This window comes from Enterobacter sp. Ap-1006 (genome assembly GCF_011752835.1).
Classification (GTDB): domain Bacteria; phylum Pseudomonadota; class Gammaproteobacteria; order Enterobacterales; family Enterobacteriaceae; genus Cedecea.
Map to the genome: position 1 here is coordinate 41209 of NZ_VWWU01000001.1, position 13127 is coordinate 54335.

10 protein-coding genes are annotated in these 13127 nt (G+C 56.4%); 7 read left to right on the forward strand and 3 right to left on the reverse strand.

Going from position 1 to position 13127, the window contains the following annotated elements:
* Nucleotides 1-354, reverse strand: a complete 354-nt coding sequence (locus tag F3J28_RS00250) for a gp53-like domain-containing protein (protein WP_205247053.1) — start codon at nt 352-354, stop codon at nt 1-3.
* A gap of 29 nt (nt 355-383) precedes the next feature.
* On the opposite strand from F3J28_RS00250, the gene F3J28_RS00255 reads away from it, so the two are divergent.
* Nucleotides 384-944 (forward strand): recombinase family protein, encoded by a 561-nt coding sequence (locus tag F3J28_RS00255; protein WP_166871609.1) that lies wholly within the window; start codon nt 384-386, stop codon nt 942-944.
* A gap of 4 nt (nt 945-948) precedes the next feature.
* Here the strand turns inward: F3J28_RS00255 and F3J28_RS00260 are convergent, their stop codons facing one another.
* A complete protein-coding gene (locus F3J28_RS00260) occupies nt 949-1797 on the reverse strand; it encodes a MurR/RpiR family transcriptional regulator (protein ID WP_166871611.1) in 849 nt (282 codons plus the stop codon).
* 207 nt (nt 1798-2004) lie between these two features.
* Between F3J28_RS00260 and yfhb the strand changes: the two genes are divergently transcribed.
* Both yfhb and tadA read left to right on the forward strand, forming a co-directional pair.
* Nucleotides 2005-2643: a phosphatidylglycerophosphatase C gene (yfhb, locus tag F3J28_RS00265; protein ID WP_166871613.1), complete on the forward strand. Its 639-nt coding sequence runs from the start codon at nt 2005-2007 to the stop codon at nt 2641-2643.
* A gap of 96 nt (nt 2644-2739) precedes the next feature.
* Entirely contained in the window at nt 2740-3210 is a 471-nt protein-coding gene (gene tadA, locus F3J28_RS00270; protein ID WP_286175196.1) for a tRNA adenosine(34) deaminase TadA, read from the forward strand.
* On the opposite strand, the gene mltF is transcribed toward tadA, so the two are convergent.
* Entirely contained in the window at nt 3101-4651 is a 1551-nt protein-coding gene (gene mltF, locus F3J28_RS00275) for a membrane-bound lytic murein transglycosylase MltF (protein ID WP_166871615.1), read from the reverse strand. The genes tadA and mltF overlap by 110 nt on opposite strands.
* Before the next feature lie 248 nt (nt 4652-4899).
* Between mltF and purL the strand changes: the two genes are divergently transcribed.
* The 4 genes from purL to glrR all read left to right on the forward strand — a co-directional run bounded on the left by purL (nt 4900) and on the right by glrR (nt 13109).
* Nucleotides 4900-8787, forward strand: a complete 3888-nt coding sequence (gene purL / locus F3J28_RS00280) for a phosphoribosylformylglycinamidine synthase (protein WP_166871617.1) — start codon at nt 4900-4902, stop codon at nt 8785-8787.
* A 797-nt stretch (nt 8788-9584) separates the two neighbouring features.
* A complete protein-coding gene (locus F3J28_RS00285; protein ID WP_166871619.1) occupies nt 9585-11021 on the forward strand; it encodes a sensor histidine kinase in 1437 nt (478 codons plus the stop codon).
* The gene (gene qseG / locus F3J28_RS00290; protein ID WP_166871621.1) at nt 11014-11775 is read left to right on the forward strand and encodes a two-component system QseEF-associated lipoprotein QseG; all 762 of its coding nucleotides are present in this window, start codon (nt 11014-11016) and stop codon (nt 11773-11775) included. The genes F3J28_RS00285 and qseG overlap by 8 nt, the downstream gene beginning before the upstream one ends.
* On the forward strand, nt 11772-13109 hold the full coding sequence (glrR, locus tag F3J28_RS00295) for a two-component system response regulator GlrR (protein WP_008459460.1): 1338 nt from the start codon (nt 11772-11774) through the stop codon (nt 13107-13109). The genes qseG and glrR overlap by 4 nt, the downstream gene beginning before the upstream one ends.
* Nucleotides 13110-13127: the final 18 nt, after the last annotated feature.

Sequence of the window (13127 nt, forward strand, 5' to 3'; positions counted from 1 at the left end):
TTAGCACCCCAGTGCAATCCAGAAGCATCCCCAACCATCAACAGTATTAACTGTTGCAAAACTGTTGGTTACTAACAGTGTAACTTTATTTCGGTCCATCCCAGCGCTTGTTTTTACAACAATCGCTGGGCCAGCTGTCGTATTTAGAAAACCATGATTACCTGATATACAAAAGAAAGAAGTTGGAAATGGAATAGGGAAAGTTACACTGACTACACCATTAGCAACTACATTGTATCCCCACTGTAAAATAAGTCCGGAAGAAAGCTTCTGCCATCCATTGGTAGACAAACTTGCAGACCCTTCCCCCAAACCAACCTTTAAGAAAATGCACATCCTGCCGCGCCGTGGCATGCTCTCAGCCTTTTATGAGGCAAAACGTCATGCTGGTAGGCTATATCAGGGTGTCAACAAATGACCAAAACACTGCGCTGCAGAAAAATGCGCTGGAGTGTGCAGGATGTGAGCTGATTTTTGAGGATAAAATCAGCGGTAAAACGGCGGACAGGCCGGGGTTAAAAAAGGTGCTCAGAACGCTCAGCGAAGGCGACACGTTGGTCGTCTGGAAGCTGGACCGGCTTGGGCGCAGCATGCGCCACCTTGTTTCGCTGATTGAGGAACTGCGTACGCGGGGGATTAACTTCCGCAGCCTGACGGACAGCATTGATACCTCTACGCCGATGGGGCGATTTTTCTTTCACGTGATGGGCGCTTTGGCCGAGATGGAACGCGAGCTTATCGTCGAAAGAACCCGGGCTGGACTGGCGGCGGCCAGAGCTGAAGGGCGAATTGGCGGGCGGCGGCCTAAACTCTCGGCAACGCAATGGGCGCAGGCCGGGAGGTTAATTGCTGCCGGAGAAACAAGGCAGCAGGTGGCGATTATTTACGATGTCGGCGTCTCTACGCTGTATAAAAAATTTCCGGCAAATGCTAAACAGCCTTGAGCCCCTAAACCAGCTTCTTCACCAGCGCTTCACTCTGTCGGATCCGCTCCGGCGCGTTTTCCAGGTCCTGTTGAACCAGGGCCATAAACAGCAGATCGGTCAACATCATCTGGGCGCTGGTTGAGGAAATTGCGGCGCTGCGCGTGGCCTGTTCTTCCGCGATGGTATACAGGCACAGGCTGGCGCGCTGCTGTAGAGCGTTAGGCGTGAAGCCGGTAATCGCGAGGATTTTCGCCCCGGTGTTCAGCGCTTCATCGGCGGCCAGATTGATCTCACGGCGCTCGCCCGAGTATGAAATAGCGAGCAGCACGTCTTCCGGCGTCATCGCCTGCACGGTTGCCAGCAGGGCATGCATATCCTGCTCGGCGACGGCGTGAATACCAATCTTCGTCAGCTTCCACGAGAAATTCTTCGCCACCAGTCCAGAGGCGCCTATTCCCACGAGCAGCACGCGCCGCGCATTCCGCAGCAGCGAAACGCTCGCCAGCAATTTATCTTCCGCATTAATATCCAGCGTGGCGTGCATCGCCGCGATATTCTCTTTAATCAATTTTTCCCCAACAAGCCTCAGCGGATCGTCACCTAAAATTTGGTTATGAACCGGGACAGAGTTAGGATTTTGACCGCTCGCCAGCGCTTCGCTGATCGCCAGTTTCATCGCCGGGAAGCCCTTGAACCCCAGTTTCTGCGCGAATTTTACGACGCTGGACTGGCTGACACCGGCTTCTTCCGCCAGCTGCTGTGAACTGAGGTGGCGTGCGCGTTCGGGCTCAGCGAGCAAAAAGTCGGCCAGCTTGCGGTCACTCTGGGCCAGCATGGCGTAACGGCTTCGAATGCGCAGTAAACAGTTCATTTCACCTCCGGGGCGGCACTTCTGATAACGACTTGCTCTGGTAAGCATCTGAGCGAATTATAAATTCCATTATAGAGCAATGTTGCCGAATTAAATATTCTGTTGTGTTCAACCTGCCAGCCAGGAAGGCGCGCGGAAAATCGCGGGGCTATCTGTTAGGCTTTAGCTGGCGTTGTTTCGTGAACGCGAGTCCAAAAGGAGCCTGAATTGACACCTCATCACCCGCGCCGCGTCGTCTTTTTTGACCTGGATGGCACCCTGCATCAGCAGGACATGTTCGGCAGCTTCCTGTTTTATCTCCTGCGCCGCCTGCCGTTGAACGTGCCGTTGGTTATTATCTTGCTGCCGCTGATTGGCGGCATGATGCTGATCAAAGGCAGCGCGGCCCGTCAGCCGATGAGCCTGCTGCTATGGGGCATCACGTTTGGGCGCAGCGAGGCCCGGCTTCAGCGGCTACAAAGTGAGTTTGTCGCCTGGTTCCGGCAGAAGGTGAGGGCATTTCCCGTCGTCCAGCAGCGCCTCACGGATTATCTGCACAGCCCGGATGTCGACGTCTGGTTGATTACCGGTTCACCGCAGCCTCTGGTGGAAAAAGTCTATTTTGATACACCGTGGCTGCCGGAGGTCAAAGTGATTGCCAGCCAGATTGCACGGGCTCACTGCGGCTGGATATTGACCCTGCGCTGTCTCGGCCATGAGAAAGTTGTGCAACTGGAGCAGCATCTTGGCGCGCCGCTGCGGCTTTACAGCGGCTACAGCGACAGCCATCAGGATAATCCCTTACTCTATTTCTGCGAGCACCGCTGGCGCGTCACGCCTCAGGGGGAACTGCAGCAGCTTGAGTGAGGCGTTTTGAATCCGTTAAGCGGTGTGTATAATGCGCCGCCCACTTTCGCCGCGGAGAGCATTGTGTCAGACACAGAATTTACCCATGAACACTGGATGCGCCACGCCCTGACCCTCGCTCAGCGAGCCTGGGATGAAGGAGAAGTACCCGTTGGTGCGGTGCTGGTACACAATAATCAGGTCATCGGTGAAGGCTGGAATCGTCCGATAGGTCGCCACGATCCTACGGCTCATGCGGAGATCATGGCGCTGCGCCAGGGCGGACTGGTACTGCAAAATTACCGTCTGCTGGACACCACGCTCTACGTCACGCTCGAACCTTGCGTCATGTGCGCGGGGGCGATGGTGCATAGCCGCATTGGCCATTTAGTGTTTGGGGCGCGTGACGCTAAAACCGGAGCGATAGGCTCGCTGATGGATGTGCTTGGCCATCCGGGAATGAACCATCAGGTGCAGGTCAGTGAAGGGGTGCTCGCGACAGAGTGCTCAGCCATGCTGAGCGATTTTTTTCGCGCTCGTCGCCTGGAGAAAAAGGCCCTAAAGGAAAAGGCCCGTAAGACGGACTAGTCAGCTCCACCGGGGCAACCGCAGGGTAAGCCTCGGCAAATTTATCAGCCTGGATCGCCTTCTTCTGTTTCTCCTGCAAATACCCTTCCAGACTTAGCTGATACTTGCGGATGTTTTCTACATACGCGTAAGCCTCGTGTCCACGAGCATATCCATAGGTTGTTTTGCTGTAATAAGGCTTCAGGCTCAGCAACGGCAGGCGTGTTTTCACATCGGCCCAGCTGTCCGGGTTGCCTTTCTGTTTGGCCGTTAGCTGACGGGCATCCAGCATGTGCGCATAGCCCATGTTATAGGCCGCCAGCGCGAACCAGATACGCTCATACTCCGGTACCGTGGCCGGGACCTTGCTCATCATATCTTTCAGATACCGGCTGCCGCCGCTGATGCTCTGTTCGGCGTCCAGCCTGTCGGTGATGCCGAGGCTTTGGGCCGTATTTTTTGTCAGCATCATTAACCCGCGCACGCCCGTCGGAGAAGTAGCGTGGGTGTCCCAGTGGGATTCCTGATAGGAAATTGCAGCCAGCAGCGGCCAGTCAATGTCATCGGAGTACTTTTTAAACAGCGGCTGGAGTTCCGGCAAAACGGCATCCACCGCGTTCAGGAAGGTTCGGGTATCGACGTAATCAAAATCGCCAATATGGCCCAGGTATTTCTCCTCAACCCTTGCCAGCGTGCCGTCGCTGCTGATCTTATTATAGAAATCGAGCAGCGCGGCGCTCATGCTGTCGTCGCCATCGCGTTTAGAGAACCAGGTGACCGGTTGTTCATCCGTGACGTCCAGAGCAACGGCCAGTTGAGGATGCACGCGCTGGAAAAGACTGATGGCGATGGAGTCTGAGATGGTAAACGCGATATTGCCGTCAATCACCTGCTGCAAGAGCTGGTTGCTGGTTTGTTTGGCGTCAATGCTCCAGCTCAGGTCGGGGTACTGAGCGTCTTTTAGCTTTTGCAAATCGCTCACCACCGCCTGGCCAGAAGAGAGCACCAACTGTGATGGCTTGACGCCGCCGAGAGATTTAGGGCGCGGGCTGCCTACTCGATAGACCATCTGCTGCGAAACGGAATAATAGGTCGGCCCTGCCTGGTAGTCGCTGCTGCGGCGAGAGTTATACACCAGGCCGGCGGCGAGCAGGTCGGCGTTGTCGTTGTCCAGGTCATCAAACAGCGCGTTAATGTTTGGCCGCACGACCACTAACAGCTTCACGCCCAGGTAGTCTGCAAACTGTTTTGCGAGTTCGTAATCGAGGCCCGTTGCCTTGCCGTTAATCATCGTCCAGGTCAGCGGCGATGAAATGGTACTGACGCGCAAAACCCCCCGCGCTTTGATCGCGGCGATACGGTTTTCGGTCTGATTGAAACCTGGAATGGAGGGCCATAAAGCCACTGCCAGCAACAAGGTGACGATACCGATAAGCAGATAATTAATCTTTATTCTTTTCAAATAGATAACATTCTGCAGCAGGATGAGCCTTAGCCAACAATAACCATGATTTGTCTGAACCCCGTGAGTGAATGAGGCGCATTTTGCGTAAGAAAACGCCAGTAAGCAACTTTTAAGAATATATCGTTTACTTTTCGTGCAATAAAAACTTCTGCTGTTATTTCTACGCAAACGGTTTCGTCGCGGCGGAGGATTCTCTATAATGACGCCCGTTTTCCCCCCTTCGCCCTGAAGACGAGAGATCTTTAATGATGGAAATTCTGCGTGGTTCGCCTGCTCTTTCGGCATTTCGTATTAACAAACTCCTGGCCCGTTTCAACGATGCTAACCTCCCGGTAAGCGATATTTATGCCGAGTATGTTCATTTTGCCGACCTCGAGGCGCCGCTAAGCGCCGACGAGCTTGCCCGCCTGCAGCGGCTGTTGAAATATGGTCCAACCCTCGCAGAGCATGCGCCGGAAGGCACCCTGCTGCTGGTGACTCCGCGCCCTGGCACCATCTCCCCCTGGTCTTCAAAAGCTACCGATATCGCCCACAACTGTGACCTGCCGCAGATTAAACGCCTTGAGCGCGGTGTGGCCTGGTATGTTACCGGCAGCACGCTGACTGCTGAGCAGTTGCAGGACGTTGCCGCTCTGCTGCACGACCGCATGATGGAGAGCGTGTTTACCTCTCTGAACGATGCACAGCAGCTGTTTACCCAGCAGCAGCCGGCTCCGGTGCAGAGCGTTGATCTGCTCGGGAAAGGGCGCGATGCGCTGGTGGAAGCGAACATTCGCCTTGGCCTGGCGCTGGCGGAAGACGAAATCGACTACCTGCAGGATGCGTTCAACAAGCTTGGCCGCAACCCGAACGACATTGAACTGTATATGTTTGCTCAGGCGAACTCCGAGCACTGCCGCCATAAGATCTTTAACGCCGACTGGATTATTGACGGGCAGAAGCAGCCGAAGTCGCTGTTCAAAATGATCAAAAACACCTTCGAGAAAACGCCGGATTACGTGCTGTCTGCCTATAAAGACAACGCGGCGGTGATGGAAGGCTCCGCCGTCGGCCGCTTCTTCGCCGACCGTGAAGCAGGGCGCTATGACTTCCACCAGGAAGACGCGCATATCCTGATGAAGGTTGAAACCCACAACCACCCGACCGCTATCTCTCCGTGGCCGGGCGCGGCAACCGGCTCAGGCGGTGAAATCCGCGACGAAGGCGCGACCGGGCGTGGCGCGAAGCCAAAAGCAGGCCTGGTGGGCTTCTCCGTGTCTAACCTGCGTATTCCGGGCTTTGAACAGCCGTGGGAGCAGGATTTCGGCAAGCCAGACCGTATCGTTACCGCGCTGGATATTATGACCGAAGGCCCTCTGGGCGGGGCGGCGTTTAACAACGAATTTGGCCGTCCGGCGCTGACCGGCTACTTCCGTACCTATGAAGAGCAGGTGAACAGCCACAACGGTGTGGAGCTGCGCGGTTACCACAAACCTATCATGCTCGCGGGCGGGATCGGCAACATCCGCGCCGACCACGTCCAGAAGGGCGAAATCACCCCTGGCGCGAAGCTGATTGTGCTGGGCGGCCCGGCAATGAACATCGGCCTGGGCGGCGGGGCGGCTTCGTCAATGGCTTCCGGCCAGTCCGATGCGGATTTAGATTTTGCTTCCGTGCAGCGCGACAACCCTGAAATGGAACGCCGCTGCCAGGAAGTGATCGACCGCTGCTGGCAGATGGGCGACGACAACCCAATCCTGTTTATCCACGACGTTGGCGCGGGTGGCCTGTCTAACGCCATGCCTGAGCTGGTCAGCGATGGCGGACGCGGTGGCCGCTTCGAGCTGCGCGATATTCTTAACGACGAACCGGGCATGAGCCCGCTCGAAGTCTGGTGTAACGAATCTCAGGAGCGCTATGTGCTGGCCGTTGCGCCAGAGCAGCTGCCGCTGTTTGATGAACTTTGCCGCCGCGAGCGCGCGCCGTATGCGGTGATTGGTGAGGCCACCACCGAACAGCACCTGACGCTCAACGACAGCCACTTTGATAACCAGCCTATCGACATGCCGCTGGACGTGCTGCTGGGCAAAACGCCGAAGATGGAGCGTAACGTTGAGACGCTGAAAGCCAAAGGCGATGCCTTCAACAGCAGCGAAATTTCTATTGCCGATGCGGTTAAACGCGTTCTGCACTTGCCGACCGTGGCTGAAAAAACCTTCCTCGTGACCATCGGTGACCGCACGGTAACCGGCATGGTGTCCCGCGATCAGATGGTTGGTCCGTGGCAGATCCCAGTCGCCAACTGCGCGGTGACTACCGCCAGCCTGGACAGCTACTACGGCGAAGCGATGTCTATCGGTGAACGTGCGCCGGTGGCCCTGCTGGACTTCGCGGCATCCGGTCGCCTGGCCGTGGGCGAAGCCTTAACGAACATCGCCGCGACCCAAATTGGCTCCCTGAAGCGCATTAAACTCTCCGCAAACTGGATGGCCGCAGCCGGTCACCCTGGCGAAGATGCCGGCCTGTATGAAGCGGTGAAGGCCGTTGGCGAAGAACTTTGCCCGGCTCTCGGGATCACCATCCCGGTGGGTAAAGACTCCATGTCGATGAAAACCCGCTGGCAGGAAGGTAACGAGCAGCGCGAGATGACCTCTCCGTTGTCGCTGGTGATCACCGCGTTTGCCCGCGTGGAAGACGTGCGTGGCACCGTGACGCCGCAGCTGAGCACCGAAGACAACGCCCTGCTGCTGATCGATTTAGGCAAAGGCCATAACGCGCTGGGCGCGACCGCGCTGTCCCAGGTTTACCGCCAACTGGGCGACAAGCCTGCGGACGTTCGTAGCGTTGAGCAACTGAAAGGTTTCTGGGACGCAATGCAGACACTGGTGGCGGATCGCAAACTGCTGGCCTGGCACGACCGTTCCGACGGTGGGCTGCTGGTCACGCTGGCGGAAATGGCCTTTACCGGCCACTGTGGCGTTGAGGTTGATATCGCCGGTCTCGGTAACGATCGCCTGGCCGCATTGTTTAACGAAGAGCTGGGTGGCGTGATCCAGGTTCGCGCTGAGGATCGCGCAGCCGTTGAGGCGCTGCTGGCTAAGCATGGCCTGGCTGACTGCGTGCATTACCTCGGTAAAGCTGTCGAAGGCGACCGCTTCACTATTAGCGCTGACGGGCACGCCGTGTTCAGCGAAAGCCGCACCACGCTGCGTATGTGGTGGGCAGAAACCACCTGGCAGATGCAGCGTCTGCGTGACAACCCAGACTGCGCGGATGAAGAGCACAACGCCAAGGCGAACGATAACGATCCTGGCCTGAACGTGAAGCTGAGCTTCGATATCAAAGAAGATATTGCTGCGCCGTTTATCGCGACGGGCGCTCGTCCTAAAGTGGCCATCCTGCGTGAGCAGGGCGTTAACTCCCACGTTGAGATGGCGGCCGCCTTCCACCGCGCGGGCTTTGACGCCATCGACGTGCATATGAGCGACCTGCTGGCGGGCCGTACCGGGCTGGAAAGCTTCCACACGCTGGTGGCGTGCGGCGGCTTCTCTTATGGTGACGTGCTGGGCGCGGGTGAAGGTTGGGCGAAGTCCATCCTGTTCAACGCTCGCGTGCGCGATGAGTTTGAAACCTTCTTCCATCGCCCGGAAACGTTGGCGCTTGGCGTTTGTAATGGCTGCCAGATGATGTCTAATCTGCGTGAGCTGATCCCAGGCAGTGATTTGTGGCCGCGCTTCGTGCGTAACCAGTCCGATCGCTTTGAAGCGCGCTTCAGCCTGGTTGAGGTGACCTCCAGCCCGTCGCTGCTGCTGCAGGGCATGGCCGGTTCCCATATGCCTATCGCGGTCTCTCACGGCGAAGGTCGTGTGGAAGTGCGTGATGCCGCTCATCTCGCCGCGCTTGAAAGCAAAGGGCTGGTGGCGCTGCGCTTCGTGGATAACTTCGCGAACGTGACCGAAACCTACCCGGCTAACCCGAACGGTTCGCCGAACGGCATCACCGCGGTGAGCAACGAAAGCGGGCGCGTGACCATCATGATGCCGCACCCTGAGCGCGTGTTCCGTACCGTGAGTAATTCCTGGCACCCGGCAGAGTGGGGCGAAGACAGCCCGTGGATGCGTATTTTCCGCAACGCGCGTAAGCAACTGGGCTGATTACCCTCACCCCGACCCTCTCCCTACAAGGGAGAGGGGGAAAACAGCAGACAGGCTCCGATCCAGTTCCCTTGCTTTTAGAGGGTGCGAAAACAGCAGACAGGCTCCGATCCAGTTCCCTTGCTTTTAGAGGGTGCGAAAACAGCAGACAGGCTCCGATCCAGTTCCCTTGCTTTTAGAAGGTGCGAAAACAGCAGACAGGCTCCGATCCAATCCCCTTGCTTTTAGAGGGTGGGAAAACAGCAAACAGGCTCCGATCCAGTTCCCTCTCCCCTTTGGGGAGAGGGCCAGGGTGAGGGGCTTTTTTTGTCACTAAACCCCGACACCTCCACTTTTAAAATGTCGCCAAAAAGAGACATATAACTCATTGATTTTTAATGGTGCGATTGAGTGGGTTTAAGAGTGTTGTGAAATGGCGACATAGAGAACAAAAAACACGCATAATATATCTTCCTGTTTTGCTTTATAATTATATTTAAAACAATGAGTTATATTTAAACTTGCAAAGTTGGCATGATATCTGCTTAATAACACCCAGTGGCTCATTCAATCTCTTATGTCAGCGTCTTTTCAGACAGACTACATAAACCGCCGAATGACGCACAAAAAGGTGCCTGCCGTCCGATTTTTGATAAATGCCTTTCGGCTTATCATGCTCCGGGCGAAACGTTGAGTAAGGCGCCGCCTAATTCCTAAACAAAGGCAGGGTTTTTGACCCTGCCTTTGTTGTTTCCGGGAATCGCACCTTTCCACCACGCGCAATCGCGGCTAGCATCGTGTCATACAGGTAATGTGAGATGAAGCTATTGAACCAGTGGCATTTTTTCCCTCGATCTTTGCGCCAGCTTGTCATGATGGCCTTTTTATTGGTGCTCGTGCCGCTGCTGGTGCTTGCGTGGCAGGCGTGGCAAAGCCTTAACGCCCTGAGCGCTCAGGCCGCGTTGACCAACCGCACCACGTTGACCGATGCCCGCCGCAGTGAAGCGATGACTAATGTCGCGCTGGAAATGGAGCGGAGCTACCGTCAATATTGCGTGCTCGATGACTCACGTCTTGCCCAGCTGTATCAGGGGCAGCGTCAGCGCTATGCTCAAATGCTTGAAGCCCACGCCTCCGTATTACCCGATCCGAAACTCTACCAATCGCTCAGCCAGTCTTTGAGCGATCTGGCTGAACTCAAATGTAAAAACAGCGGGCCGGAAGCGCCTGCGGCAAACCAACTGGAGCAATTCGCCTCAACCAATGCAGAAATGGTGCAGGCCACGCGGGCGGTGGTGTTCTCTCGTGGACAGCAGCTGCAGCAGGAAATTGCTGAGCGAGGCCAGTTCTTCGGCTGGCAGGCCCTGGTGCTGTTTCTGCTCAGCCTGGGGCTGGTCATCATCTTCACCCGCATGATTATCGGCCCGGTTAAAGGCATCGAACGGATGATTAACCGGCTGGGGGAAGGGCGTTCGCTCGGCAACAGCGAGGTCTTTAAAGGGCCGCGTGAGCTGCGTTCCGTTGGGCAGCGCATTGTCTGGTTAAGCGAACGCCTGTCCTGGCTTGAATCCCAGCGCCACGAGTTCCTCCGCCATCTTTCCCATGAATTAAAAACGCCGCTCGCCAGTATGAGAGAGGGGACTGAACTGCTTGCTGACCAGGTTGCCGGGCCGCTCAATGCCGACCAAAAAGAGGTCGTCGCTATCCTGGACAACAGCAGCCGCCACCTGCAAAAGCTGATTGAACAACTGCTGGACTATAACCGCAAGCTGGCGGACGGAACGGTAACGCTGGAAAGGGTCGAACTGGCCCCGATTGTGGAGATGGTTATATCTGCCCACAGTCTGCCGGCGAGGGCTAAAATGATGCATACCGACATTCAATTGAGCCCAAAAGCCTGCCTCGCAGAGGGGACGCTGCTGATGAGCGTACTGGATAATCTCTACTCCAATGCGGTGCACTATGGCAGTGAATCCGGTACCATTTATCTCCGGAGTTTGCAGGTGGGCGCGATACTGTACATTGAGGTCGCGAATACCGGCGAGCCGATTCCGGCCACGGAACAAGAGATGATTTTTGAGCCTTTCTTCCAGGGTAGCCACCAGCGGAAGGGCTCCGTAAAGGGAAGTGGGCTGGGGTTAAGTATCGCCAGGGATTGCATTCGACGTATGCACGGAAAACTTAGCCTGATCAACGCTAACAGCGCGGAAGTGTGCTTCCGTATCGAATTACCGGTTTTCCCTGAGAATGATTAAAACGATGAAAGTACTTTTATTGCGTGAACCGCGCCGCGGGTCTTTGACTCGTCTGATTTGCTGGGTATCTGGGACGCTGGTTGGCGCGACGCTGTTGACAGGATGCGCCCCCGCAAGCGTGTCCAGCAGCCTGGATGAGGCCCACAAACCGCATATTCCAGAACAACAAATCCCTGATTACCTGTCCACGGACTGCACCGAAATATGGGATCTCACGGGGCATGACGTCAGCAGTAACCCGCTTTACTGGCTTCGCAGTATGGATTGCGCCCAGCGCCTGTCACCGGCAGAAGCCCGCGCGGAAGCTCGCCAGTGGCCAGCAGAAACCTGGCAGGACACGTTTAAGCGCGGCATTTTGCTGTCTACGGCTAAAATTACCCCGACCGAGCGCCGCCGCTACATGACCCAGCTCGAGACCATGACCAGCGAAGTGCCTGTGCAGGTACGTTCTCTGTTTGAGATTTGGCGCGACGGGCAACAGTCTCAGCTTAAACTCTCGGATGAGCGCACGCGCTACAGCAAGCTGCAGCAGTCAACCGACGGCGAGCTGGATACGCTGCGGGAGCAGCAGCAGCGCCTTCGCAGCCAGCTCGATCTCACTACGCGCAAGCTGGAAAATCTGACCGACATTGAGCGTCAGCTTTCCAGCCGCAAGCCGGGAAGCAATCTGGTGCCCGGCACGCACAGCACGGATGACAATGACGACGACGATAGCGGCGCTTCAAACAAATCGCAGCCGGAGGCAAAACCATGACGCAAAGGAAACCCGCGCGCTTACTATTAGTGGATGATGATCCCGGCCTGTTAAAGCTGCTGGGAATGCGCCTGTCGAGCGAGGGCTATACGGTCACCACGGCTGAAAGCGGGGCTGAGGGGCTGAAAGTCCTGGCACGGGAAAAAATCGACCTGGTGATAAGCGATCTCAGGATGGACGAAATGGACGGCATGGCGCTGTTCGCGGAGATCCAAAAAGGCCAGCCGGGGATGCCGGTGATCATCCTGACTGCGCACGGTTCTATTCCTGACGCGGTGGCGGCGACCCAGCAGGGTGTATTCAGTTTCCTCACCAAACCGGTGGACAGAGACGCACTTTATCAGGCCATCGACAACGCGCTTGAGCATACCGTCATCGCTGGCGATGACATGTGGCGCGACACCATTGTGACCCGCAGCCCGATTATGCAGCGTTTGCTCGAGCAGGCGCGCATGGTGGCGCAGTCGGACGTCAGCGTGTTGATTAACGGCCAAAGCGGCACCGGGAAAGAGATTCTGGCCCAGGCGATACACAACGCCAGCCCGCGCAGCAAAAAAGCGTTTATCGCTATCAACTGTGGCGCGCTGCCTGAACAGTTACTTGAGTCAGAGCTGTTCGGCCATGCTCGCGGGGCCTTTACCGGCGCGGTGAGCAGCCGCGAAGGCCTGTTCCAGGCGGCAGAAGGTGGAACGCTATTTCTGGATGAGATCGGCGATATGCCTATCCCGCTGCAGGTTAAGCTGCTGCGCGTTTTGCAGGAGCGAAAAGTTCGCCCGCTGGGCAGCAACCGCGATCTGGACATTGACGTGCGGATTATCTCCGCCACGCACCGGGACTTGCCGAAGGCCATGGAGCGAGGGGAGTTTCGCGAAGACCTCTTCTACCGCCTCAACGTTGTGAACCTGAAAATTCCTGCATTGCATGAACGTGCCGAAGATATTCCGCTGCTGGCGAATCATTTGTTACGCCAGTCCGCCGACAGGCACAAACCTTTCGTTCGGAGTTTCTCCACCGACGCCATGAAGCGGTTGATGACCGCAAGCTGGCCGGGCAACGTACGTCAGCTAGTGAACGTGATTGAGCAGTGCGTGGCGCTGACCTCAGCCCCGGTGATTGGCGAAGCGCTGGTGGAGCAGGCGCTGGAAGGCGAAAACACCGCCTTGCCGACATTTGTCGAAGCCCGTAACCAGTTCGAACTAAACTATCTGCGTAAGCTGCTGCAAATTACCAAAGGAAATGTCACCCATGCCGCACGCATGGCGGGGCGTAACCGAACCGAATTCTACAAATTACTGGCCAGGCATGAACTCGAGGCCAATGACTTTAAAGAGTAGGCTGTGGTAGTGTGAGCA